Genomic DNA, 24,137 nt, shown 5'->3' on the forward strand with positions numbered 1-24,137 from the left:
CCCGGACGGGCTCCGGCCCGTCGTCAACCGTGGCGAAATCCACCCCGCTCCCGTGACAGCGGCGGGGCGTGACGCGACGGTGTCCGGCACACCGCCGACGCCACGGAGGACGCCATGACAGCGACCGTCGACCACCTCGGGGAGCTGCGCTCACGGATGGCCGGTGACGTCGTCACCCCGGCCGATCCCGGCTACGACGAGGCCCGCCGGGTGTGGAACGGCTCGATCGACCACCGGCCGGTGGCGATCGCCCGCTGCGCCGGGGTCGAGGACGTCGTCGTCGCCCTCGACCACGCCCGGCGCAACGGGCTGCCGCTGTCGGTGCGGGCCGGCGGACACAGCTCGGCCGGGCTGTCGGTGGGCGACGGGACGCTGGTGATCGACCTGGCCGCGCTGAACGAGGTGGTCGTCGATCCGGCGGCCCGGCGCGCCCGGGTCGGCGGCGGGGCGCTGCTGCGCGACATGGACGCGGCCTGCCAGGAGCACGGGCTCGCCGTCCCCGCCGGGGAGGTCGGGCACACCGGGATCGGCGGCCTCGCGCTCGGCGGCGGGATGGGCTGGCTGACCCGCCGGGCCGGGCTGACCGTCGACCACCTGCTCGGTGCGCAGGTCGTGCTGGCCGACGGGCGGGTGGTCCGCACCTCGGCCGACGAGCTCCCGGACCTGTTCTGGGCGCTGCGCGGCGGCGGCGGGAACTTCGGGATCGTCACCGAGTTCGAGTTCTCGGCGGTGCCGGTCGGGCCGCTGGTGTCGTTCGGCATGACCTTCTTCCGGCTCGACGACGGCGCCGCCGTGCTGCGCCTGGCCCGCGACCTGCTCCCCGGGCTCCCGCCCACCCTCGGGTTCCAGATCATCTGCCTGACGGCGCCGCCCGCCCCGTTCGTGCCCGCGGACGTGCAGGGCTGGACCGGCTGGGCGCTCGTCGTCGTCGGGACCAGCGGTGAGCAGCCGGACCCGGACGCCGACGCCGCCCGCGACCGGATCCTGGCCGCCGCACCCGCCCCGCTGTTCGAGTTCCGCACCCCGATGCCGTTCACCGCGCTGCAGCAGATGTTCGACGACGCCAACGCCTGGGGCGTGCACTGGTACGAGAAGGGCTGCTACCTGCCCGGGCTCCCGGACCGGGCGATCGAGACGCTGGCCGAGCACGCCCGCCGGAAGGTGTCGCCGCTGTCGCTGGTGCACCTCTACACGCTCGACGGCGCCTACTGCGAGGTGCCCGACGACGCGACGGCCTTCGGCGGCGACCGCACCCCGCGGCTCGGCGCGTTCGTCGTCGGCGCGTCCCCGGACGCCGCCGGGCTGCCCACCGAGACGGCCTGGGTGCGCGACCTGCACGCCGGCCTGCTGCCGCACGCGATCGGCGGCGGCGTCTACGTCAACTCGATGATGGCCGACGACGCCCCGCGCACCCGGGCGACCTACGGCGACCGGTACGACCGGCTGGCCGCGATCAAGGCCGTGTACGACCCGGACAACGTCTTCGCCCGGAACGCGAACATCCCGCCGGCCCGCTGACGCCGGGGGGAGGTCACCAGCCGAGCAGGCCCACGGCGAGCGCGTGCAGCAGCCAGAACGGTCCGGACGCGAGCGCCACCAGCAGGCCGGGACCGGCCCCTCGGCGGGCCGGGAACACCAGCACCGCCGCGGTGGCCAGCCACGGCAGCACGAGCGCGAGCCCGCGCAGCGGCCACGAACCCACCCCGGTCACCACGGCCACGAGCAGTGCCACGGCGACCCAGCCGGCCGGCGCGGCGAGGCAGCGGGGGAGCGCCGGGCCGGCACCGGCCGGTGCGGTGGGTGCGGCCGGCTCCGGGGCGGTCCCCGGCGGGTACGGCGGCGCCCCCGGCATCGGCTCGTGCGGGGCCAGCCGGTCGGGGTCCACCCCGGACCAGCCCGGTGCGCCCTGCCAGGGGTCGCGCTCCTCGCCCACCCCCGGACGGTAGCGCTCCCACCCACCGCCCGGGATCCCCGTCGGTACGGCCGGTCGGCATCCGGGCCGTCGCGCCCGCGTTCAGGCCGCGCGCCGGGCCGCCCGGCCGTAGGTGAGCGCGCGCAGCGCCGTCTCGGCCGGTCCGCGCAGACCGGCCCGGTCCGAGGCGGCGGCCACCAGCACCGTCACCACCCACACCCCGAGCCCGCACAGGGTCGCCGCCCACACCGGCAGCCCGGACCCGAGCCCGAGCGTCCACGCCGGGAACAGCGCGACGAAGGCGATCGACTGGGCGAGATAGGCCGACAGCGACCGCTGCCCGGTGGCCAGCAGCGCCGCCCCCACCGGCCCCGGCCCGCCGCGTCCGGCCCAGCGGGCCGCGACCAGCCCGGCGGCGGCCGCGTACCCGATCCCGGCGGCGTAGCCGGACAGCGCCTGGACCGGCCCCGCGACCAGCCCGGCGGCCGTGCCCGGCACCCAGATCCCGGCGGCGACCAGCGCCAGCGGGATGCCGCCCAGGATCCCGGCCGCGATCCCGGCGGCGGCGGTGCGGGCCAGCTGCCCGCGGAACCTGACCGGGTCGTCCAGCCAGCCGGCGCGGGCCAGCAGCACGCCGACCGCGACCGCCCCGGCGAGCGCGAGCGCGTTGATCGGGAGGAACCCGAAGAGCCACTCGCCGAACCGCGCGGTCAGGGCCGCCGTGGCCGAATCGGTCACCGTCGACGGCGTGCCGGACGCGACGTCCACGCTGGTCGTCGCGACCGGCAGGTACAGCAGGCAGCTGACCGCGATCGTCCCGACGGCGGTCCCGGCCAGCGCGGCGGTGCTCCCGCGCACCAGCAGCCCGGCCAGCAGCATCGCCAGCAGGCCGTAGGCGGCGACGATGTCGCCGGACCACAGCAGGATCGCGTGCACCGCACCGATCCCGAACAGGGCAGCACCGCGGCGGCGGGCCAGCGCGACGACCGCCTCCCCGGCGACCTGCCCCGGCCCGGTCCGGCGCCGAGCGAGCACCGCGATGCCGTAGCCGAACAGCACGCCGAACAACGGATAGGCCCGGCCGTCGACCAGCATCAGCTGCACCGCGGCGACCGCGGCGTCGGCACCGGACAGGTCCTGCGGGTAGCCGCGGACGCCGATCCCGCGGTCGTGCACGAAGGTGTGCGCGTTCGCCACCGCGATCAGCAGCAGTGCGGCCCCGCGGGCCAGGTCCGGGGCCGCGGAACGCCTCGCCACCGGGAGTGCACGCACCGAGGCGACGCTACCGGGTGTGGTTCCGGACACCTGGAGCGATCCCTGTGCTCCCCGTCGCGGCGATCCGCGGCGCACAGGGCTAGGGTCCCGCTCGTGTCTGCTACCCCAGTTACCGTCACCGTCACCGGAGCCGCTGGCCAGATCGGTTACGCGCTGCTCTTCCGGATCGCCTCCGGTCAGCTCCTGGGGTCCGACACCCCGGTGAAGCTGAACCTGCTGGAGATCCCGCAGGCCGTCAAGGCCGCCGAGGGCACCGCGATGGAGCTCGACGACTCCGCCTTCGGCCTGCTGCGCGGCATCGACATCTACGACGACGCGAAGGCCGCCTTCGACGGCGCCAACGTCGCGCTGCTGGTCGGTGCCCGCCCGCGTACCAAGGGCATGGAGCGGGGCGACCTGCTCGAGGCCAACGGCGGGATCTTCGGCCCGCAGGGCAAGGCCATCAACGACGGCGCCGCGAGCGACATCCGCGTCCTCGCCGTCGGCAACCCGGCCAACACCAACGCCCTGATCGCCCAGGCCGCCGCGCCGGACGTCCCGGCCGAGCGGTTCACCGCGATGACCCGCCTGGACCACAACCGCGCGCTGGCCCAGCTCGCCAAGAAGCTCGGCGTCCAGCTGGACGAGATCAAGAAGCTCACCATCTGGGGCAACCACTCGGCGACCCAGTACCCGGACCTGTTCCACGCCGAGGTCGGCGGCAAGATCGCCGCCGAGCAGGTCGAGCGGGAGTGGCTGGAGAACGACTTCATCCCGACCGTCGCCAAGCGCGGTGCGGCGATCATCGAGGCGCGCGGTGCGTCCTCCGCCGCGTCGGCCGCGAACGCCGCCATCGACCACGTCCACGACTGGGTCAACGGCACCCCGGCCGGCGACTGGACCTCCGCCGCGATCCCGTCGGACGGCTCCTACGGTGTGCCCGAGGGCCTCATCTCCTCGTTCCCGGTGACCTCCGAGAACGGCGCGTGGAAGATCGTCCAGGGCCTGGAGATCGACGACTTCTCGCGGTCGAAGATCGACGCGAGCGTCGCCGAGCTGGGCGAGGAGCGCGACGCCGTGCAGAAGCTCGGCCTGCTCTGACGCAGACCCCACCGGTCCGACCTCGGCCGCGATCGCCCCGCACCGGGGCGCTCGCGGCCGACTGCTGTGCGAGCCCGGCAGCGCCCGCACACCCCTGCGCCCCGCCGCACACCCGTTGCAGCAGGTGTGCGGCGGGGCGAACGGGTGTGCAGCAACCGGGGGCGCGGGTCAGGTGGGGTTGCGTTCTTGCAGGGCCGCTCGGATGAGGGTTCGGGCGGCGTCGCCGGTGGTGGCCTGCGCCCAGATCTGTTCGAAGGCGGCGGCGTAGAGCGCGATCTCCCGTGGCTGGGTGATCGTCAGCTCGGCCGAGACGGTCTCGACGTTGACCGTGCGGTCGTCGAACAGGATGAACTGGTTGGTGGGCACCCGGTACGGCGCCGACGCGGGGACGATCCCGACGACGACCCGCGCCGTCGACATGACGGCGAGCAGCCGATCGAGCTGGCCGGCCATCACGTCGTCGTCGCCGACCGTGGTCCGCAGTGCCTGCTCGGCGAGCACGAACACGAAACGGCGGTCGCCGCGGTAGAGCACCTGCTGGCGTTGCATGCGGGTGGCGACCCCGCCGGCGACGTCGTCGGGCACACCGTAGAACTCGATCACCTGCCGGAGGACCGCCTCGGCGTACTCGGCCGTCTGCAGCAACCCCGGAACGAGAACCGGCTCGTACCAGCGCAGCAGCCGGGCGTCGCCCTCCCGCTTCAGTGAGGCCCCGCTGCCGCCGCCGGGTCCCGGTGCCGAGCGTCCGCCGCCACTCGAGATACATGGCGTCGATGGAGCGCAGGCTCGCGACGAGATCGGCGAGCTCCCGGGACGAGCCGGTGTGCCGGCACCAGGCCCGGATGTCGTCCTCGGACGGCGCCTGCCTGCCGTACTCGATCTTCGAGACCTTCGAGCCGTGCCATCCGGACAGCTCGGCGAGCCCCCGGCCGCTGAGACCGGCGTCCGTGCGCAGCGCTCGCGCAGCCGCCGGCCGAGCGCCTCCCGCGCCTCCCGAACCGAACTGGTCACCGCCGAGGTCTACCCCGTGCGCCGGCCACGCGCGACGTACACGGCCTCGGTGACGACGCCGCCGCGGTCCTGGAAGGTCGCGTCCGCGCCCATGCGGGGCAGCTGGGCCTGAGCATCGTCGCGATCTTCACCGAGCACGACCGGGGTTCGCAGATCGCGTTCGGCGACCTGATCGAGGCCGTGGCGCGGGAGCTGGCGGGCCATGTCATCGTTCCGGACCTCGACCATCTCTCGCCCCGTCCGCTGCTGCGGGCCCTGATGGTCGCTCGGCTCCACCGGGAGACCGGCGCGCACATCCATCCGGCACAGCCCCGACCCCGGCCGCGATCACCCGCACCGGCGTGATCGCGGCCGACCGCCGCGCAGCGCCTGGCTGCGCGCCGCACACCCCTCCGCCCCGCCGCACACCCGTTGCAGCAGGTGTGCGGCGAGGTGGAGGGGTGTGCAGCGGCTGGGGGCTCTGGTTCGCACCCCTTCGTCCCGGTTCGCACCCGTCGCGGCGGGTGTGAACCGGGGCCAGGGGGTGTGGACGTCAGCCGAGTCGCTGCGCGGTGGCGCCGTCGAACAGGTGGGTGTGGGCCGGGTCCGGGACCAGCCGGAGCCGCGCACCCCGGTCGGGCGGGGTGCGCGGGTCCACCCGGACGACGAGCGGGGTGCCGGATCCGGTGAGGCTGCCGTACACGTAGGCGTCCGCGCCCAGCTCCTCGACGACGTCGACGGTCACCTCCAGCGCGTCGGCCCCGGTGGCCGGGACCAGGTGCTCCGGGCGGATCCCGACGGTCACCGTCGCGGCCGCCCGGACCTCGGTCCCGGCGCGGGCCCCGTTCGGGCCGCCATCGGCCCCGGCACCCGAGCGAGCCCCGGCACCCGAGCGAGCCCCGGCGCCGGCCACGCCGCCGGCCCCGTGACCCGGGCGCGCCCCGGCACGAGCCACGCCGCCGGCCTCGGCCCCCGAGCGAGCCCCGGCCCCCGGGCGAGCCCCGCCCCCCGAGCGCGGCAGCGCGATCCGCACCCCACCTAGCGACACCGCGTCGCCGTCGACCGGGACCGTCACCAGGTTCATCGCGGGCGACCCGACGAACCCGGCGACGAACGCGTTCGCCGGCCGGGCGTACAGCTCCCGCGGGGACGCGCACTGCTGCAGTACCCCGCGGTCCAGCACGGCGACCCGGTCGCCCATCGTCATCGCCTCCACCTGGTCGTGGGTGACGTAGACGGTGGTGATCCCGAGTCTGCGCTGCAGCCCGGCGATCTGGGTGCGCGTCGACACCCGCAGTTTCGCGTCCAGGTTGGACAGCGGCTCGTCCATGCAGAACACGGCCGGCTCCCGGACGATGGCCCGGCCCATCGCCACCCGCTGCCGCTGCCCGCCGGACAGCGCCCGCGGCTTGCGGTCCAGCAGCGGCAGCAGGTCCAGGATCGCCGCGGCCTCGCGCACCCGCCGGTCGATCTCGGCCCGCGGCCGTCCGGCGTTGGTGAGCGCGAAGCCCATGTTCGCCGCGACCGTCATGTGCGGGTAGAGCGCGTAGTTCTGGAACACCATCGCGATGTCCCGGTCCCGCGGCCGGACGTCGGTGACGTCCTCCCCGCCGATCCGCACGGTGCCGGCGTCGACGTCCTCCAGGCCGGCGAGCATCCGCAGCGACGTCGACTTCCCGCAGCCGGACGGGCCGACCAGCACCAGGAACTCGCCGTCGGCGATCTGCAGGTCGAGCCGGTCGACGGCGGGCGCCGCCGCGCCGGGGTGGATCCGGGTGGCGCCCTCGAAGCTGACCGTCGCCATCAGAGGTTCGGGGCCACGTCGGCGTCGTGGATGCCCTGCAGGGTGCCCTTCAGCGTGCTCAGCTCGGCGGCCACGTCGGCGCGCTGGTTCAGGATGTTCGCGCAGGTCCGGGCGATCTCCTGGTCCGCGCCGGGGAAGAACGCCCGGGCCCGGTCCTGGGTGCGGGTGACCTCCAGCTGGTCGATCGCGATCCGCCGCAGCGGCGACTCGGCGAGCAGCGCCGAGGTGTCCGAGGAGGTGCGGATCGGCAGGTAGCCGGTCGCCCGGGAGAGCAGCACCGCGTTCTCCGGCGAGGTCAGGAACTTGACGAAGGTGGCCGCCGCGAGCTGCCGTCCCGGCCGGGATCCCGAGCCCGGCGCCGCCGGTCGGGCAGACCGGCCCGGCGACCGGCCCGGCGGGCAGGAAGCCGGCGCCGAGCTCGAAGTCGGCGGCGTCGAGGATGGTGACCAGGCTGCCGGTCGAACCGACGGTGGCCGACGCCGCACCCGCCGCGAGATCGGTGGTGGACTCGGTGGCCGCGACACCGGCCCAGCCGCCGGTGTACACCGCGTCGGCGAGGAACCGGATCGCCCGCACCGCCTCCGGGGCGTCGCAGGTGACCTCCCAGTCCCGGCTGAAACCGCCGCCCTCGCCCCACAGGTTGTTCTGGAAGGTCCAGCCGGCGTAGTCGGCGAGCGCGGGCAGCTGGAACGCCTTCTGCACCCCGGTGCCGGCGGCCTGCAACCGCGGACCCCACTCGCCCAGCTCGGCCCAGGTCCCGGGGGCCCGGTCGGGCAGCCCGGCGGCCGCCCAGTGCGCCTTGTTGTAGTAGAACAGCGGCGTCGAGCGGGCCCACGGCAGCGCCCACAGCCTGCCGTCGTAGCGGTAGTCCTCGATCAGCTGCTCGCGGTAGTCGGCGGTGTCGATGCCGACCGCGTCGATCAGCGGGTCCATCGGCACGATCGAGCGCTGCATGTAGTAGCGGAACCACCAGACGTCGGACAGCACGACCAGATCGGGCAGCGTGCCGCCGGCCTGCGCGGTCTGGAACCGCTGCGCGATCTCCTCGTAGTTGGTGCCCGCGGTCACCAGGTCGACCCGGATGCCGGGGTGCTCCCGGTGGAACGCCTCGATGATCTGCCGGGAGACGGCCTCCGAGCCGCCCGGGTTGTTCGACCACCAGGTGATCTCGCTCGCCGGCTGCAGCCCCGTGTAGTCGATGTCGGTCGCGGCGGCGTCGTCGCCGCCGGAGGTGGAGGGCCCGCCGCAGGCCGCGAGTGCGGCGGCGGCCCCGGCGATGCCGGCGAACCTCAGGAACGAGCGGCGGTCGACGGACAGGGTCATGTCAGGGTCCTCTTTCCGGGATGACGGGTGGCGCCGGGGGGAGCGGTTCCGCTCAGTCCTTGACGGCGCCCTGGGTGAGTCCGGCGATGACGTGCCGTTGCAGGGCGATGAAGACGATCAGCACGGGGACGATCACGGCCACCGACCCGGCCATCAGCTGGCCGTAGGCGGCGGCCCGGTTGTCCACGTTGGACAGCAGGGTGAGCCCGACCGGGAGGGTCATCATCTCCGGCCGGGAGATGATCACCAGCGGCCAGAGGTAGTCGTTCCACTCGGACACGATGGTGATCAGCCCGACGGTCGCGACGGTCGGCGCGGACACCGGCAGCACCACCCGGGTGAGCCGCCGCCAGTGCCCGGCGCCGTCGAGCTCGGCGGCCTCGACCAGGCTCGGCGGGATCGTCCGGAAGTGCTGGCGGAGCAGGAACGTGCCGAACGCGGTGCCGAGACCGGGCAGGACGATCCCCCAGTAGGTGTCCGCCCCGCCCAGCGAGGTGATCAGCGTGTAGTTCGGCAGCAGCGCCACCTGCGGCGGCACCATCAGCGTCACCAGCAGCCCGGCGAAGATCAGGTTCCGGCCGGGGAACCGGACGAACACCAGCCCGTAGGCGGTGCACACGGCCAGCGCCACCTTGATCACCGAGCCGACCGCGGTGACCAGCACCGAGTTCGCGAACACCCGGCCGAACGGGAGCCGCTCGGCCGCCGTCGCGTAGTTCTCCCAGGTCGGGTCGAGCGGCAGCAGCGTCGGCGTCCGGGTGATGATCTCGGGCAGCGGCTTGATCGAGGTCAGCGCCATCCAGACCAGCGGGAACGCCACCACCAGCACCGCGAGCAGCAGTGGCAGGTAGGCGGACAGCGCGGCGTCGAGCAGGCTGCGGGCGGACAGCGCCCGGCGGGGTGCGGCCGGGGTGCTCATGCGTAGTGCACCCGCTTCTCCAGCCAGCGCAGCTGCACCATGGTGAACACCACGAGCAGCACGAACAGGATCGTCGAGACCGCCGCCGAGTACCCGGCCCGGTTGTACCCGCCGAACGCCTGCAGGTACGCCTCGTAGATCAGTGTCGTGGTGCCGTTGCCGAGCGGGGTCATGATCCGGATCAGGTCGAACGCCTGCAGCGAGTTGAGCACGCTGGTGACCAGCAGGAAGAACGTCGTCGGCGACAGCAGCGGCAGCACCACCCGGACGAACGCCCGGACCGGTCCGGCGCCGTCCAGCGCGGCCGCCTCCAGCAGGTCGCGCGGGATCGACTGCAGCCCGGCCAGGTAGATCACGGCGGCGTAGCCCATGTTCTTCCAGACGTAGACCACGCAGATCATGACCAGCGACAGCGTGGGGTCGTTGAAGAAGTCCGGGGCGGTCCCGCCCAGGGCGCGCAGCACCGCGCCGAGCACGCCGATCGTCGGGTCGAACACGAACAGCCACACCAGGCCGACGCCGACACCGGACAGCACGTACGGCGAGAACACCGCGGCCCGCGCGAGGCCGGTGCCGGGCACCCGCCGGTTCAGCGCCAGCGCGACGAACAGGCCCAGCACCATCGACCCGCCGACGGTGACGACGGTGAACACCAGCGTCGTCCACAGGATCGTCCAGGACGACGGCGAGGTCAGGAACCGGACGTAGTTGTCGAGCCCGGCCCAGCTCGCCGTCGACGACCCGAGTGTCCAGTCGAGCAGCGAGTAGCGGACGTTCTCGATCACCGGCCGGTAGGCGAACACGATGATCAGCGCGACGTTCGGCGCCACCAGCGCCAGGAACACCCAGAAGTCGTGCCGGTCACGCCCGCTGAAGCGGCGCCGGCGCGGCACCGGCCGGTCCCGCGCCGTCACGTCGGAGCGGGTGATGGTGGACGTCATCGGACCTCACGGCGGGTCGGGGGACACGGTCGGCGGACCGCGTCCTTGCGACCCCCGTGACCGTGTCAGCCCGATGTGGACGATCGGTGTCGAACGTCCGGCGCCGTGTGGAACGACGTACCTCGAACGGGTGACCCACTACCCCGCGATGCGGCAGATCGCGAACGCCTCCGCGGGCACTGTGAACGAGTCGTCGGCGCTGCGGGTCGGCTCCGAGGCGAGCAGGATCCGGGTGATCGTCGCGCCCAGCGACAGCGTGACCGGCTCCGGGCCGAGGTTCACCACGACCCGCATCGAGCCCCGGTTCACCACCAGCGTGCGCGCGTGCGCGTGCACGTCGACGCCGACCGAGTCCAGCCACGGATCGGACAGCTCCGGCCAGGCCCGGCGCAGCGCGATCAGCTCGCGGTGCATCCGCAGCAGGGTGGCGTGCGGCTCCTGCTCGGGTTCGGACCAGTCGAGCGTCGAGTCGGCGAAGGTGGACTCGGCGTTCGGGTCCGGCACCTCGTCGGCGTCGGACCAGCCGTGGTCGGCGAACTCCGCGCGCCGCCCGTCGCGGACCGCCTGCTGCAGGCCGGGATCGGGGAACCGGGAGAAGAACTGCCACGGCGTGCGGGCGCCCCACTCCTCGCCCATGAACAGCATCGGGGTGAACGCCGAGGTGAACAGCAGCGCCGCCCCGCAGGCCAGCAGCCCGGGGGAGAGCGTGTGGGTGAGCCGGTCGCCGGTGGCGCGGTTGCCGATCTGGTCGTGGTTCTGCAGGTAGGTGACGAGCCGGCTGCCCGGGATGCGGGCGGTGTCGATCGGGGCGCCGTGGCTGCGCCCGCGGAACGACGACCAGGTGCCCTCGTGCAGGAACCCGCGGGTCAGCACGTGGGCCAGCCCGTCCAGCCCGGCCTCGGCGAAGTCGCCGTAGTAGCCCTGGCCCTCGCCGGTGAGCACGGCGTGCAGGCAGTGGTGCACGTCGTCGGCCCACTGGGCGTCCAGGCCGTACCCGCCGCCCTCCCGCGCGGTGATCATCCGCGGGTCGTTCAGGTCGGACTCGGCGATCAGCGACAGCGGCCGCCCGACGTGCGCCTCCAGCGCGGTGACCTCGATCGCGAGCTGCTCGAGGACGTGCTGGGCGCGGGTGTCGCGCAGCGCGTGCACCGCGTCGATCCGCAGCCCGTCGACGTGGAAGTCGCGCAGCCACATCAGCGCGTTGTCGATCACGAACCGGCGGACCTCGTCGGACCCGGCGCCGTCCAGGTTCAGCGACGGGCCCCAGATGTTCGAGCCGGCGAAGTACGGGCCGAACCGGTCCAGGTAGGCGCCGGACGGGCCGAGGTGGTTGTAGACGACGTCGAGCAGCACGCCGAGCCCGCGGGCGTGGCAGGCGTCGACGAACCGCTTGAACGCCTCCGGACCGCCGTAGTTCTCGGTGACGGCGTACCAGCCGACGCCGTCGTACCCCCAGTTCACCGGGCCGTCGACGGCGTTCACCGGCAGCACCTCGACCAGGTCGACGCCGAGCGAGACGAGATGGTCCAGCCGCCCGATCGCGGTGTCGAAGGTGCCGCCGTCGGTGAAGGTGCCGATGTGGCACTCGTAGAGCACCGCCCCGGCGAGCGCCCGGCCGGTCCAGCCGTCGTCGGTCCACCAGAAGGTGTCGTGCTCGTACACCCGGGAGCGGCCGTGCACCCCGCCCGGCTGCCAGGCCGAACGCGGGTCGGGCAGCGGGGCCGGGTCGTCGTCGACGACGAAGGCGTAGTCGGTGCCGTGCCCGTGGTCGGGCAGCTCGGTCCGCCACCACCCGCCGGGGGCCGGATCCAGCGCGATCCGGTCCTCGCCGATCACGACGCTGACACGGTTCCTGTCGGGGGCCCACACGGCGAACTCCGTCACGGACGCCGATCCTTCCGCACCGGGCCGGGTTCGCGCCCGCCCGGGCCGGGGTGGGGCCCCTCACGCCGCGCCGCGGATCGTTCTACGCTGCACCGATGACGGACCCGGACTCCGGCGTCGAGGTCGGCGACCTCGACCAGTACGCCCAGCTCCAGCCCGAGGACACGCTCGACGGCAGCGGCCTCACCGACGTCCTGGACGAGGGCTACTCGCCGCCGGAACGCCCGTGGAACGACCGCGACCACGAGACCCTCGACCAGCGCCTCGCCGACGAGGAGCCCGATCCGTGGAACGCCACCGACCCGGCCGCCGAGCCGGACGACCGGCGCGACGTCGACGACGCGACGGGGGAGTACCTCGGTGACGCGACCGACACCGACGGCGAGCTGCGTGACGACGAGGTCGGCGACCGCCGGGCGGGCCGGCTGACCGTCGACGACCCGACCTTCGACGGCAGCGAGGGCGGCACCAAGGACCTCACCGCGGGCGATGCGGGCATCGACGGCGCCGGGGCGTCCGCCGAGGAGGCCGCGGTGCACGTGATCGGCGACGACGAGGTCTGAGCCGACCGGCCGGGCGCGGCGGCCCGCCGCGCCCGGCGTCGCGGGACTCAGGCCGGGCGGACCAGCAGCGCGACCGGATAGCGGTCCAGCAGCTCCCCGAGCCGGGGCGCCGCGCTCCCCACCGGCCGGTTCGCGATCATGTCGTGCCAGTCGTCGAACCCGCCGGGAAGCGGCAGCGTGGTGTCGCCCCACCCGCCGCGCCGGTCGAGCCCCTCCGGCAGCCGGGTGGCGACGGCCACCAGCGCGCCGCCGCCCCGGGAGAACGCGACGGCGTGCTCCGCGGCCGCGCCCTGCGCCGGCAGCGGCCCGTAGCCGCTGAACAGCTCCGGCCGGAACCGGCGCAGCCGCGCCGCCGCCGCCGTGACCAGCAGCTTCGCCCCGCCGTCGGCGTCCACCGGCGGCTGCCAGCCGGCGTCGATGCGCTCCAGCAGCCGGTCCCGGGCACCGAAGTCGACCGGCCGCCGGTTGTCCGGGTCGACCAGCGAGTACTCGAACAGCTCGGTGCCCTGGTAGACGTCCGGCACACCCGGTCCGGCCATCTGCAGCAGCTTCTGGCCGAGCGAGTTCGACCGGCCGGGCCCGGCGATCCCGGCGACGAACGCCTCGATATCCTCGACCAGCTCGGTGTCGGCGAGCACCGCCGAGGGCCAGTCCGCGATCGCGGCGTCCGCGTCGGCGTCCGCGTCGACGTGCGAGGTGACGAGCTTCGCCTCCTTCGCCGCCTTGTTCAGGTAGCCGGCGAGCCGGTCGGCCGGGATCGGCCACGCCCCGACCAGCGACTGCCAGGCCAGCAGCTCCAGCGACCGGTCCGGCAGCGGATGGCGCACCGACCAGCGGCGCACCCGGTCCGCCCAGTCGGCGGGCCGCTCGGCGAGCACGGCGAGCCGGGCGCGGACGTCCTCGGAGCGCTTGGTGTCGTGCGTGGACAGCGTGGTCATGGTGCGCGACCGGCCGGCCTCGCGGTGCGCGAGCCCGGCGTGGAACTCGGGCACGGAGACGCCGAACCGGGCCGGGTCGCCGCCGACCTCGTTCAGCGCGACGAGCCGGTTGTACCGGTAGAACGCGGTGTCCTCGACGCCCTTCGCGGTGACCATCCCGGAGGTCTGCTGCAGCCGGGTCGCGTACTCCGAGCCCGGGTCGTCGACCAGCCCCCGGTACAGCCCGGTGAGCAGCGCCGCGAGATCGGGCCGCCGGGTCCGGGCGACGCCGACCGCGACGTCCGCGGCGGCGCGCCCCTCGGCGATCGCCGGGGTGAGGTAGGACCGGTACACCGGGAACCCGCACAGCAGCTCGCCGACGGCGTCGTGCAGGTCCGCGGCGGTGACCGTCGTCAGGTCGACGCCGGTGAGTCCGGCGTCGGCGCCCGGGCCGGCCCGGAACGCGTCGGCGATCCGCTGCACCTCGGCGACCAGGATCTGCCCGACGACCAGGTGGCGCCCGTCGTCCTCGACGGAGTGCGCGGAGCGCTTCTCCCCGGTGTGCTCGGCGGCGAACTGGGTGAGCAGCCCGGCGCCGTCCGGGTCGACGAACACCCCGCACACCTCGCGCAGCGCCTCGTAGCCGGTGGTGCCGTCGACCGGCCAGGAGGCCGGGAGGTCCTCGCCGACGCCGAGGATCTTCTCCACCAGCAGCCACTTCCACGGCCCGATCTCCGACCGGAGCCTGCGCAGGTAACCGCCGGGGTCGGACAGGCCGTCGGGATGGTCGACGCGCAGGCCGATGATCGTGTCGTGCTCGCGCAGCAGCCGCAGCACGGTCGCGTGGGTGTCGGCGAAGACCTGCGGGTCCTCGACCCGGACCGCGGCGAGATCGGAGACGTCGAAGAACCGCCGGTAGGTCAGCTCGGCGGCGCCGCGCCGCCAGGACACCAGCCGGTAGTGCTGCCGCTCGTGCACCTCCTGCGCGGACCCCTCGCCGGTGCCGGGCGCGATCGGGAAGCGGTGCTCGAAGTAGTGCAGCTCGTCCCCGACGACGGTCAGCTTCTGCAGCGCGTCGTCCTCGTCGGCGTCGAGCACCGGGATCAGCAGCGGCCCGGCGCCCCGGTCGATGTCGAAGTGGCCCGCCCAGCGCGACGCGGGCCCGTGCATCAGCACGTCCCACCACCACGGGTTCTCGGCGGGCGTCGCGACCCCGACGTGGTTGGGGACGATGTCGAGCAGCAGCGCGAGGCCGCGCTCGCGCAGCGTCGCGAGCAGCGCGCGCAGCCCGTCCTCGCCGCCGCGCTCGGCGGAGATCCGGGTCGGGTCGACGACGTCGTAGCCGTGGTTCGAGCCGGTCCCCGAGGCCAGCAGCGGCGACGCGTACAGCGCGCCGACGCCGAGCCGGTCCAGGTAGCCGGTCAGCGCCCGGGCGTCGGTGAACGTGTGGTCCCGGGAGAACTGCAGCCGGTAGGTGGAACCCGGAAGGCGGTTCATGCGGTGCGCCTCAGACCTTCGATCGCAGGACGAGCAGGGAACGGGCGGGCAGGGTGAGCACCGAGCCCGCGGAGACCGGATCGAGGTCGGCGCCGCCGTGGCCGGCACCGGCCGGCGGGTGCACCTCTCCCGAGTGGGTGTCGACGACGGTCTCCCAGGCCGCACCGAACTCGGCCGGCGGCAGGGTGGCGTCGATGTCCTCCCAGTAGGAGTTGAAGCACAGCAGGAACGAGTCGTCGGTGATCCGCTGCCCGCGCTGGTCGACGTCGGCGATCTGCTCGCCGTTGAGGAACACGACGACGGCGCGGCCGAGCTCGTTGTCCCAGTCCTCCTCGCGCATCTCCCGCCCGGCCGGGGTGAACCAGCCGATGTCGGCGATCGCGTCGTCGGCCGAGGACCGGCCGATCGGCTTGCCGGCGAAGAACCGGCGGCGCCGGAACACCGGGTGCGCGTGCCGCAGCGCGGTCACCCCGGAGACGAAGCCGACCAGGTCGTCGTGCTTGTCGCCGAGCTCCCAGTCCTGCCAGGCGATCTCGTTGTCCTGGCAGTAGACGTTGTTGTTGCCGCCCTGGGTGCGGCCCAGCTCGTCGCCGTGCAGCAGCATCGGGGTGCCCTGCGAGAGCAGCAGGGTGGCGAGGAAGTTGCGCTGCTGCCTGGCGCGCAGCTCGAGCACCTCCTCGTCGTCGGTGGGGCCCTCGACGCCGCAGTTCCAGGAGCGGTTGTGGCTCTCGCCGTCGTTGCCGTCCTCGCCGTTGGCCTCGTTGTGCTTCTCGTTGTAGGAGACGAGATCGGCGAGGGTGAAGCCGTCGTGCGCGGTCACGAAGTTGATCGAGGCGTAGGGCCGCCTGCCGTCGGCCTGGTACAGGTCGGAGCTGCCGGTGATGCGGGAGGCGAACTCGCCGAGCGAGCCGGCCTCGCCGCGCCAGAAGTCGCGGACGGTGTCGCGGTACTTGCCGTTCCACTCGGTCCACAGCGGCGGGAAGTTGCCGACCTGGTAGCCGCCGGGCCCGACGTCCCACGGCTCGGCGATCAGCTTGACCTGCGAGATCACCGGGTCCTGCTGGACCAGGTCGAAGAAGGTCGACAGCCGGTCGACGTCGTAGAACTCGCGGGCCAGGGTGGAGGCGAGATCGAAGCGGAACCCGTCGACGTGCATCTCGGTGACCCAGTAGCGCAGCGAGTCCATGATCAGCTGCAGGGTGTGCGGGTTGCGCACGTTGAGCGAGTTGCCGGTGCCGGTGTAGTCCATGTAGTAGCGGGGGTCGTCGTCGACCAGCCGGTAGTACGCGTGGTTGTCGATGCCGCGCATGGACAGCGTCGGCCCCATGTCCGAGCCCTCGGCGGTGTGGTTGTAGACGACGTCGAGGATCACCTCGATGCCCGCGTCGTGCAGGTCGCGCACCATCGCCTTGAACTCCGCGACCTGCGACCCGGACCGGACCGAGCCCGCCGAGTAGGCGTGGTGCGGGGCCAGGAAGCCGATCGTGTTGTAGCCCCAGTAGTTCGACAGGCCCTTCTCGGTGAGGTGGTGGTCCTGCACGAACTCGTGCACCGGCATCAGCTCGACGGCGGTGATCCCGAGCCGGCGGTAGTGCTCGATCATCGCCGGGTGCGCGACGCCGGAGTAGGTGCCGCGCAGCTCCTCCTCGACGTCCGGGTGCAGCGTGGTGAGCCCGCGGACGTGCGCCTCGTAGACGACGGTCTCGTTGTACGGGATCTTCGGCGGGCGGTCCGAGCCCCAGTCGAAGTAGGGGTTCACCACGACCGACTTCGGGACGAACGCCGCGGAGTCGGTGTCGTTGCGCGAGTCGGGATCGCCGAAGTTGTAGCCGAAGACGGCCTCGTCCCAGTCCACCGGGCCGTCGAGGGCCTTGGCGTAGGGATCGATGAGCAGCTTGTTGGGATTGCACCGCAGGCCCTGCGCCGGGTCGTACGGGCCGTGCACCCGGTAGCCGTAGCGCCGGCCCGGTTCGACGCCGGGCAGGTAGCCGTGCCAGACGAAGCCGTCCACCTCGGTCAGCTTCACCCGGGTCTCGGTCAGCGCGCCCGGGTCGTCCGGGTCCGGGTCGAACAGGCAGAGCTCGACCGCCTCGGCAACCTCGGAGAACAGGGCGAAGTTCGTGCCGGTGCCGTCGTAGCTGGCGCCCAGCGGGTAGGCGTGCCCGGGCCAGGGCTGCATGCTGCGGTCCTTTCCTCGCGTGCGGCCGACGGCCGTGCGCGCGCTCAAACCTATCGGGGCCGGCACCGTTGCCGCAGGGACGCGTGGGTCACCCGCGACCGCGTGACGTGCACGTCACAGCGCTGGGTGTGCGTTCGGCTCCGCCCAGTGTCCCAGGGGGGACGCGCGGAGCCGGGAGCCGGGCTCAGGTGTCCGCGAGCCGGGCGGGGAACCCGCCGGTCGCGACCGGGCTCCAGCGGGTCGGGGTGATCCGGATCAGCGCCTTGCCCTGGTCGGCCATCGCCCGCCGGTACTCGTCCCAGTCCGGGTGCTCGCCGGAGATCGACCGGAAGTAGTCGACCAGCGGCTCCAGCGCCTCGGGCAGGGTGAGCAGCTCGGCGTCGCCGTCGACCTGGACCCAGGCGTCGCCGAAGTCGTCGGACAGCACGATCACCGAGGCGGTGCCGGTCCGCCCGACGTTGGTGGCCTTCGCCCGCTCCGGGTAGGTGGAGATCACGATCCGGCCCCGGTCGTCGACGCCGCCGGTGACCGGCGACCCCTGCACGCCGCCGTCGGAGCGGGCGGTCAGCAGCACCATGTGGTGGCGCGGCCGGACGAACTCGAGCAGCTCGTCGAGCTCGACGCGGGTGGCGGTGGCGATGGTGCGCGGCATGCCGGTCAGCGTATGGCCGCGGCCCGGCCGTCGCCCGGCGTACTAGGGTCCGGACCCGTGACCAGTGTCTTCTCCAAGATCATCGACGGCGACATCCCCGGCCGGTTCGTCTGGTCCGACGACCGGTGCGTGGCCTTCCTCTCGATCAACCCGCTCGGCCCGGGCCACACGCTGGTCGTGCCGCGCACCGAGGTCGACCGGTGGGTGGACGCCGACGTGGAGCTGAACGCGCACCTCACCCGGGTGGCGCACGCCGTCGGCGGCGCGGTGCGCGACGTCTGGGACCCGCCGCGGGTGGGCCTGCTGGTGGCCGGCTTCGAGGTCCCGCACCTGCACGTGCACGTGTTCCCGGCCTGGGACATGGCGTCCTTCGACTTCGCCAACGCCGCCGCGACGGTGGACGCCGCCGAGCAGGACGGGCACGCCGAGGCGCTGCGCGGCGCGCTGCGCGCCGCCGGCCACGGCGACCACGTCCCGGCCTGACCGGGCCGTGCAGCTCATCCTGGTCCGGCACGCACTCCCGCAGCGGGTCGAGCACGGCGACGGCACGTTCGCCGATCCCGGCCTGACACCGGAGGGGCACGCCCAGGCGGAGCGCCTGGTCGCGGCGCTGGCGCACGACCCGGTCGACGCGCTCTACACCAGCACGATGCGCCGCGCGGTGCAGACGGCGGCGCCGCTCGCCGCGGCCCGCGGGCTCTCCGCCACCACCCGGGCCGACCTGCGGGAGTTCGACGCCGAGCGGACCGAGTACGTCCCGATCGCGCAGATGGCCGAGGCCGATCCGGAGTCCTGGGAACGGATGCGCGCCGGGCACCTGCCCGCGCACGTCGACGTCGACCGGTTCGTCGGCCGGGTGCGGGCCGGGATCGAGGAGATCGTCGCCGCCCATCCGGGCCGGGCGACCGCCGTCGTCGTCGCACACGCCGGTGTGGTGAACGCCTACCTGGCGACCGTGCTGGGGACCGACCGGATGCTGCCGTTCCCGTTGGACTACGTCGGCGTGACCCGGGTCGTCTGCGCCAGGGACGGAATGCGAAAGGCCCGTACGGTCAACGACATCTCGCACGTCAGGGGCCTGGTGTGAGTCCGAAGTGACCGGTCGGACGGGCCCGCGGGCGGGCGCGGCCCGTCCGCGGAGGGCGACCGTCCGGCGACGGCGGGGCCGTGCATCCGTCCGGTCGTGCGCCCCATCGGGCAACCGGATGCGACCCGTTGTTGCCGTTCGTCGCCGTCGTGCTGCCGTCCGTCGGTACGCACCCTCGCTGACCTGACGTTTTCGGGCCGTATACATACGCTCGACGAGAATCCCGGTGGCCGTTTCCGAGCCCGACGGCATCCGAGTCGGATCGACGGGCGGAGAAACCGCCGGACCCTCCCATGGCTCGTCGAAGGGATCCGTACCGGATGGCAGTGACCGGCAGTGGGGGGAGTGCGGCGTCCGGGAACCCCCGGGGCACCGGGCCGTCCACGACCGGGAGCCCGTTCCGGGTCCCCGACTTCCGCGCGCTGTGGTCGGCCGAGATGCTCTCGGCGGCCGGGGACCAGGTCGCCCGCGTCGCGCTCACCGTACTGGTGCTGGAGCGGACCGGCTCGGTGGCCTGGTCCGCCACGTTCTACGCGCTGACCTTCCTGCCGGCGCTCGCCGGGGGCCTGCTGCTGGGTCAGCTGGCCGACCGGTTCCCGCGCCGGCTGGTGATGGTGGCGACCGATCTGGTCCGGGCCGGGCTGGTCGGGGTGATGGCGCTGCCCGGGCTCCCGCTGCCGGTGCTGTGCGCGCTGCTGGTCGTCGTCGTGCTGCTCGGCGGGCCGCACAACGTGGCCCGGTCGGCGGTGCTCCCGGACCTCCTCGGGGGCGCGCTGCTGGCCCGCGGCATCGCGCTGCGCCAGGTCTCGGTGCAGGTGGCGCAGGTCGTCGGCTTCGGCACCGGCGGGGTGCTGGTGGCGCTGCTGACGCCGTCCGGCGCGCTGCTGGTCGACGCGGCCACCTTCGCCCTGTCCGCCGCCGTCGTCGGGTTCGGGATGCGCTCGCGCTGGGCGGTCCGGCGGGCCGGGGACGGCTCCGTGGACCCGGACCCGGACCGGGATCCCGGGCCGGGGAGCTGGCTGGAGGGCGCCCGGTCCGGGCTCTCACTGGTGTTCCGGCACCCGCGCCGCCGCTACCTGGTGCTGGTCGCCTGGCTGATCGGGATCTACGTGCTGCCCGAGGCGCTCGCCGCGGCCTACGCCGTCGCGATCGGCGCCGGGCCGATGGCGACCGGGCTGCTGATGGCCGCCGATCCGGCCGGCAGCGTGATCGGCGCGCTGCTGTTCGCCTTCGTGCTCCCGGCGCGCTTCCGGGAACGGTGGATCGTGCCGCTGGCGGTCGGCGCGGCGGTCCCGCTGGCGCTCACCCCGTTCGCACCGGGGCTCTGGTCCGCGGTGGGGCTGTGGGCCGTGTCCGGCGCCTGCGCGACGGCCTGCCTGGTGCAGGCACAGGCCGGCTTCGCCCGGGAGACGCCGACCGCGGTGCGCGGCCGGGCCACCGGTGTCGCGGCGTCCGGACTGGTCGGCAGCCAGGGGGCGGCGGTGCTGCTCGGCGGGGTGCTCGCGCAGTGGACCGAGCCGGCCACCGCGCTGGGGATCTTCGGGGTACTCGGGGTGTTCCTGGCGCTCGGGGCGCGCAGGCTCGTCGGGGGCTCGCCGGTCGGCGAACCGGGAGCAGCCGGGTGACCCCGCAGGAACGGGGTCCCGGCTCGCCCGGGAGCCGATGTCGCTCCGTCGGTTCTCACCAGCCACGGTTGCGCATGACGTCACCTCCTGTACGACAGGTGCCGGGGTGGATCACTGTGCGCGATCAACTCGTCACCAGTGTACCCGTTCGGGTGACGCCACCACGAGAAATCGATCGCGCTGTCTCATTTAGGGTGTGTTCGGTGTCACTGTGGGGAGCGGTCCGATGACCGGAGAGCGACGACGGCACCCCCGCTGTCCGACCCTGGAACTGCCCAGGCCGATGCTCCTGGTGCTGCTCACCGTCGAGCTGCTCACCGTCGTGCTGGTCGTCGGCGGCCTGGTGGCGCTGCCCGCCGACCGCTCGACCGGCCTGGCCGCGCTCGGCGCGCTCGGCCTGATCGCGCTCGGGGTGGTGCACACCGAGCTCGCCACCGGGATCGAACGGGTCCGGCGGCGGGTGGCGCACGCGTCCTACTTCGACCTGTCCAGCGTCTGGACGTTCGCCGGTGCGCTGCTGCTCCCGCCGGGGCTGGCCGGCGTGGTGGTCATCGGCGTCTACAGCCACCTCTGGTGGCGGGTGTGGCGGCCCGCCGGCGCCGGCTTCTACCGGCACGTCTACACCACCTCGACGGTCGTGCTCGCCGCCATCGCCGCGTCGACGCTGGTCGCGCCGCACGGGCTGGAGACGGTCGCCGGGGCGGGCACCGGGCCGGGCGGCATGCTCCCGGCGGCCGGCCTGCTGCTGCTCGCGATGGCCGTCTACGTGGTGGTCAACCAGCTGCTGGTCGCCCTGGCGCTGGCCCTGACGACCGGGCGCCGGTTCGCCCTGCGCGGCGTGCTGGGGGAGTGGGACGACCACATCCTCGAGGGCGCCACGCTGTGCCTGGCCGTGCTGGCGGCGCTCGCCGCGCTCCGCCAGCCGCTGCTGATGCTGCTCGTGCTGCCGCCGCTGCTGGTGCTGCACCGCGCGGTGCTGATCCGCCAGCTCGAGGAGCGCGCCAACACCGACGCCAAGACCGGGCTGCTCACCGCCGCGGCCTGGCGGGGCCGCGCGCACCGCGGGATCGCCCGCGGCCGCAGGCACCGGGACGCGGTCGCCGTGCTCATCCTCGATCTCGACCACTTCAAGTCGGTGAACGACGGCTACGGCCACCTGGCCGGTGACGAGGTGCTCACCGCGGTGGCCCGGACGCTGACCGCGCAGGTCCGCGAGGTCGACCCGGTGGGCCGGTTCGGCGGCGAGGAGTTCGTCGTGCTGCTGGCCGGACTGCCGCGCGGGCCGGAGGGCCGCACGCTGGCGCACGCCGCGGCCGAGCGGATCCGGCGCGCCGTGCGCGGGCTCGCCGTGACCGTCGACCTGCCCGGCGGGCCGCTGACCATCACCGACCTGTCGGTCTCGGTCGGTGTGGCGATCACCGGACAGGACGGCGAGTCGCTGGAGGAGCTCATGCAGGTCGCCGACTACGCCCTGTACGCGGCGAAGCGGGCCGGCCGCAACCGGGTCCGGCTGGGCCGCACGGCGGCCGAGCCCGGCTCGGAGGTCTAGCCGCCGGCGCGGATCAGGGCCGCTCCGGGGCCGGGAACTGCTGTCGCCCGATCCGCACCGAGTCCCGCCCGGCCCGCTTCGCCGCGTACAGCGCGGAGTCGGCCACCTCGAGCAGCGCCGTCGTCCCGGTGCCGTCGGCCGGGAACAGCGCGCCGCCGATCGAGACGGTGATGCCCAGCCCGCCGCGGCCCGGGTGCGGCCCGCCGTCGGCAGGCCCGGAGCCGTTGGTGGAGCCGGAGCCGGAGCCGGAGCCGGAGCCGGAGCCGGAGCCGTTGCTGGAGCCGGAGCCGTTGGTCGAGCCGGCGCCGTCGGGGGGACCGGTCTGCCGCCCGGACACCCTGGCGCGCAGCCGCTCCGCGATCTGCCGGACCTCGTCGCGCCCGTCGTGACCGGAGAGCCGGGGGAGCAGCACCACGAACTCCTCGCCGCCGAACCGGCCGACCAGGTCGTGGTCGCGCAGCTCCTCGCGCAGGACCTGCGCGGTCGCGGCGAGCACCTGGTCGCCGTAGAGGTGCCCGTGCGTGTCGTTGATCTCCTTGAAGTGGTCCAGGTCGAGGATCAGCAGCGCGGCCTGCCGCCGCTCACGCTCGGCGACCTGCAGCGCGTGCGCGCTCCGCACGCTCCACGCGGAGTGGTTGAGCAGCCCGGTCTTCGCGTCCAGGTCGGCCTTCTCGCGCAGGTGCCGGACCTGGATCGTGCGGTGCAGCACGATGATCGGCGGGACCGCCAGCACCGCCGCGAGCGGGCCGACGGCGAGCAGCGCGACCGCGGTCAGCGCGCCCAGGCAGAGCGTCGCCAGCTCCAGCACCAGCTCGTCGCCGCCGAAGAGGATCTGCAGGATGCGGGTCTCCGGATTGACGATGGCGACCGCCCCGAGCACCAGGCAGGTGTTCACCACGGTGTACACGAGCAGCGCCAGCACCAGCCCGAGCACCGGCGGCAGGCCCTCGTAGACGCCGCCGGGGCCGGTGGCGCCGACGATCGCCGAGGCGCCGTGCACCGCGACGATCACGGTGCTGGCGTTGTAGACCTCCCGGTAGGCCGGGCGGCGGTCGGGTAGCGGCACCGGGCGCAGCACCCGCCAGTACAGGTGGGTGTAGACCACCACGACCACGACGGCCCCGAGCGCCGGCGGGAGCAGCAGCGCCGCGGCGAGCGTCCAGACCGACGTCAGGTTCACGTGGTGGGTGTCGGCCGTGTAGCGCCGGATCCGCTCGATCCCGACGACGATCTCGGTGTGCAGCACCCCGGCCACCGCCAGGGTGACGAGCAGCCCCAGCGTCGCCGGGTCGAGATCGGGGCGCAGCACCAGGTCGCTGAGCGTCAGCGCGCCGGCCAGCAGCTCCACCGCCAGCATCGCGCCCAGCAGGCTCGACGGGACCCGCCACACCTGCCAGCGGTCGACCCGGAACAACGGGGCGGGCGGCGAGGTCATGCCGCCCCCTCTCGTCGTGCCGCGGGCTGGAGCCGCCGTGGAGGCGGTGGTGCGACCGATCGTAGCGGGCCGCCCGTCGCTCGGAGTGGCCGAAGTCGCCTTTCGCACAGTGCCCCAGCAGCTCACGCCCCGGCCCCGACTACCCTGCGTAATGCCGCGAAGTGGATAGTGCGGAGCGCCTGCACACAATGGTGCCTGCTGCATTGTTCGCACCGGCGTACCGCGCGATTCTGGACCCGCCGCCTATTCGTCGTCCGGCTCCGCCGGCGGCGACCCGTCCGGCAGAGGGTCGCCAGGTGGGGACCGGGAAAGCGCGCCACGCAGGAGTTCGATCACGAAAGCGAGGGTGTCGTGCGCAACTGGGGTTTCTGAGTCCGCCCGGCGGATGTGTCGAATGCATTTCGCGGCCGATCGACAAGGCGAGGGGAGCGATCATGCGCAACTGGGGATTCTGATCTTGCGAAACCGGACCCGCCGGTGACGGGATGCGGCGCGCCGGGTGGTG

19 protein-coding genes and 2 pseudogenes are annotated in these 24,137 nt (G+C 73.9%); 7 read left to right on the plus strand and 14 right to left on the minus strand.

Annotation, left to right across the window (positions count from 1 at the left end):
- Positions 1-114: 114 nt before the first annotated feature.
- Entirely contained in the window at positions 115-1,518 is a 1,404-nt protein-coding gene (locus ABD160_RS05605) for an FAD-binding oxidoreductase (protein ID WP_344018983.1), read from the plus strand.
- Positions 1,519-1,531: 13 nt separating this feature from the next.
- On the opposite strand, the gene ABD160_RS05610 is transcribed toward ABD160_RS05605, so the two are convergent.
- The gene (locus tag ABD160_RS05610) at positions 1,532-1,933 is read right to left on the minus strand and encodes a hypothetical protein (RefSeq protein ID WP_344018985.1); all 402 of its coding nucleotides are present in this window, start codon (positions 1,931-1,933) and stop codon (positions 1,532-1,534) included.
- 81 nt (positions 1,934-2,014) lie between these two features.
- Positions 2,015-3,184 carry a DUF418 domain-containing protein gene (locus ABD160_RS05615; protein ID WP_344018989.1) on the minus strand — a complete coding sequence of 390 codons (1,170 nt, stop codon included), beginning with the start codon at positions 3,182-3,184 and terminating at the stop codon, positions 2,015-2,017.
- Positions 3,185-3,280: 96 nt separating this feature from the next.
- Between ABD160_RS05615 and ABD160_RS05620 the strand changes: the two genes are divergently transcribed.
- Complete coding sequence (locus ABD160_RS05620; protein WP_344018991.1) at positions 3,281-4,267, plus strand: malate dehydrogenase; 987 nt, start codon at positions 3,281-3,283, stop codon at positions 4,265-4,267.
- A gap of 168 nt (positions 4,268-4,435) precedes the next feature.
- Here ABD160_RS05620 and ABD160_RS05625 read toward each other — a convergent pair whose 3' ends face one another.
- The 8 genes and pseudogenes from ABD160_RS05625 to treZ all read right to left on the minus strand — a co-directional run bounded on the left by ABD160_RS05625 (position 4,436) and on the right by treZ (position 12,128).
- On the minus strand, positions 4,436-5,065 hold the full coding sequence (locus ABD160_RS05625; RefSeq protein ID WP_425563586.1) for a DUF5753 domain-containing protein: 630 nt from the start codon (positions 5,063-5,065) through the stop codon (positions 4,436-4,438).
- 58 nt (positions 5,066-5,123) lie between these two features.
- A pseudogene (locus ABD160_RS33295) lies at positions 5,124-5,222 on the minus strand (helix-turn-helix domain-containing protein); the annotation flags it as partial.
- Between the two features lie 65 nt (positions 5,223-5,287).
- Positions 5,288-5,506: a hypothetical protein gene (locus ABD160_RS05630; protein WP_344018997.1), complete on the minus strand. Its 219-nt coding sequence runs from the start codon at positions 5,504-5,506 to the stop codon at positions 5,288-5,290.
- Positions 5,507-5,810: 304 nt separating this feature from the next.
- The gene (locus ABD160_RS05635; protein WP_344019349.1) at positions 5,811-7,061 is read right to left on the minus strand and encodes an ABC transporter ATP-binding protein; all 1,251 of its coding nucleotides are present in this window, start codon (positions 7,059-7,061) and stop codon (positions 5,811-5,813) included.
- A pseudogene (locus ABD160_RS05640) lies at positions 7,061-8,384 on the minus strand (ABC transporter substrate-binding protein). Before ABD160_RS05640 ends, ABD160_RS05635 begins: the two are co-directional and overlap by 1 nt.
- A gap of 52 nt (positions 8,385-8,436) precedes the next feature.
- Entirely contained in the window at positions 8,437-9,303 is an 867-nt protein-coding gene (locus ABD160_RS05645; RefSeq protein ID WP_344018999.1) for a carbohydrate ABC transporter permease, read from the minus strand.
- Positions 9,300-10,244 carry a carbohydrate ABC transporter permease gene (locus tag ABD160_RS05650; RefSeq protein WP_344019001.1) on the minus strand — a complete coding sequence of 315 codons (945 nt, stop codon included), beginning with the start codon at positions 10,242-10,244 and terminating at the stop codon, positions 9,300-9,302. The genes ABD160_RS05645 and ABD160_RS05650 overlap by 4 nt, the downstream gene beginning before the upstream one ends.
- Before the next feature lie 138 nt (positions 10,245-10,382).
- Entirely contained in the window at positions 10,383-12,128 is a 1,746-nt protein-coding gene (gene treZ, locus ABD160_RS05655; protein ID WP_344019003.1) for a malto-oligosyltrehalose trehalohydrolase, read from the minus strand.
- A gap of 95 nt (positions 12,129-12,223) precedes the next feature.
- Here treZ and ABD160_RS05660 point away from each other — a divergent pair, with 95 nt between their 5' ends.
- Positions 12,224-12,691 (plus strand): DUF5709 domain-containing protein, encoded by a 468-nt coding sequence (locus ABD160_RS05660; protein WP_344019005.1) that lies wholly within the window; start codon positions 12,224-12,226, stop codon positions 12,689-12,691.
- 47 nt (positions 12,692-12,738) lie between these two features.
- Here ABD160_RS05660 and treY read toward each other — a convergent pair whose 3' ends face one another.
- The 3 genes from treY to ABD160_RS05675 form a co-directional block, all read right to left on the minus strand.
- Complete coding sequence (treY, locus tag ABD160_RS05665; RefSeq protein ID WP_344019007.1) at positions 12,739-15,105, minus strand: malto-oligosyltrehalose synthase; 2,367 nt, start codon at positions 15,103-15,105, stop codon at positions 12,739-12,741.
- A 10-nt stretch (positions 15,106-15,115) separates the two neighbouring features.
- On the minus strand, positions 15,116-17,284 hold the full coding sequence (gene glgX / locus ABD160_RS05670; RefSeq protein WP_344019009.1) for a glycogen debranching protein GlgX: 2,169 nt from the start codon (positions 17,282-17,284) through the stop codon (positions 15,116-15,118).
- A 184-nt stretch (positions 17,285-17,468) separates the two neighbouring features.
- Entirely contained in the window at positions 17,469-17,936 is a 468-nt protein-coding gene (locus tag ABD160_RS05675) for a PPOX class F420-dependent oxidoreductase (protein ID WP_344019011.1), read from the minus strand.
- 57 nt (positions 17,937-17,993) lie between these two features.
- Here ABD160_RS05675 and ABD160_RS05680 point away from each other — a divergent pair, with 57 nt between their 5' ends.
- The 4 genes from ABD160_RS05680 to ABD160_RS05695 all read left to right on the plus strand — a co-directional run bounded on the left by ABD160_RS05680 (position 17,994) and on the right by ABD160_RS05695 (position 22,197).
- On the plus strand, positions 17,994-18,419 hold the full coding sequence (locus ABD160_RS05680; RefSeq protein WP_344019013.1) for an HIT family protein: 426 nt from the start codon (positions 17,994-17,996) through the stop codon (positions 18,417-18,419).
- A 7-nt stretch (positions 18,420-18,426) separates the two neighbouring features.
- Positions 18,427-19,023 carry a histidine phosphatase family protein gene (locus tag ABD160_RS05685; RefSeq protein ID WP_344019016.1) on the plus strand — a complete coding sequence of 199 codons (597 nt, stop codon included), beginning with the start codon at positions 18,427-18,429 and terminating at the stop codon, positions 19,021-19,023.
- Positions 19,024-19,349: 326 nt separating this feature from the next.
- Complete coding sequence (locus ABD160_RS05690) at positions 19,350-20,648, plus strand: MFS transporter (protein ID WP_344019018.1); 1,299 nt, start codon at positions 19,350-19,352, stop codon at positions 20,646-20,648.
- Between the two features lie 226 nt (positions 20,649-20,874).
- Complete coding sequence (locus tag ABD160_RS05695) at positions 20,875-22,197, plus strand: GGDEF domain-containing protein (protein ID WP_344019019.1); 1,323 nt, start codon at positions 20,875-20,877, stop codon at positions 22,195-22,197.
- A 13-nt stretch (positions 22,198-22,210) separates the two neighbouring features.
- On the opposite strand, the gene ABD160_RS05700 is transcribed toward ABD160_RS05695, so the two are convergent.
- The gene (locus tag ABD160_RS05700; RefSeq protein WP_344019022.1) at positions 22,211-23,632 is read right to left on the minus strand and encodes a GGDEF domain-containing protein; all 1,422 of its coding nucleotides are present in this window, start codon (positions 23,630-23,632) and stop codon (positions 22,211-22,213) included.
- Between the last annotated feature and the right edge of the window lie 505 nt (positions 23,633-24,137).

The organism is Pseudonocardia kongjuensis, assembly GCF_039526905.1.
Classification (GTDB): domain Bacteria; phylum Actinomycetota; class Actinomycetes; order Mycobacteriales; family Pseudonocardiaceae; genus Pseudonocardia; species Pseudonocardia kongjuensis.

Excerpts from the sequence above, each read along its gene's own strand:
- ABD160_RS05605 (WP_344018983.1), top strand. The coding sequence starts at position 115 with ATGACAGCGACCGTCGACCACCTCGGGGAGCTGCGCTCACGGATGGCC.
- ABD160_RS05630 (WP_344018997.1), bottom strand. The coding sequence starts at position 5,506 with ATGGTCGAGGTCCGGAACGATGACATGGCCCGCCAGCTCCCGCGCCAC.
- ABD160_RS05635 (WP_344019349.1), bottom strand. The coding sequence starts at position 7,061 with ATGGCGACGGTCAGCTTCGAGGGCGCCACCCGGATCCACCCCGGCGCG.
- ABD160_RS05645 (WP_344018999.1), bottom strand. The coding sequence starts at position 9,303 with ATGAGCACCCCGGCCGCACCCCGCCGGGCGCTGTCCGCCCGCAGCCTG.
- ABD160_RS05650 (WP_344019001.1), bottom strand. The coding sequence starts at position 10,244 with ATGACGTCCACCATCACCCGCTCCGACGTGACGGCGCGGGACCGGCCG.
- ABD160_RS05660 (WP_344019005.1), top strand. The coding sequence starts at position 12,224 with ATGACGGACCCGGACTCCGGCGTCGAGGTCGGCGACCTCGACCAGTAC.
- treY (WP_344019007.1), bottom strand. The coding sequence starts at position 15,105 with ATGAACCGCCTTCCGGGTTCCACCTACCGGCTGCAGTTCTCCCGGGAC.
- glgX (WP_344019009.1), bottom strand. The coding sequence starts at position 17,284 with ATGCAGCCCTGGCCCGGGCACGCCTACCCGCTGGGCGCCAGCTACGAC.
- ABD160_RS05675 (WP_344019011.1), bottom strand. The coding sequence starts at position 17,936 with ATGCCGCGCACCATCGCCACCGCCACCCGCGTCGAGCTCGACGAGCTG.
- ABD160_RS05695 (WP_344019019.1), top strand. The coding sequence starts at position 20,875 with ATGACCGGAGAGCGACGACGGCACCCCCGCTGTCCGACCCTGGAACTG.
- ABD160_RS05700 (WP_344019022.1), bottom strand. The coding sequence starts at position 23,632 with ATGACCTCGCCGCCCGCCCCGTTGTTCCGGGTCGACCGCTGGCAGGTG.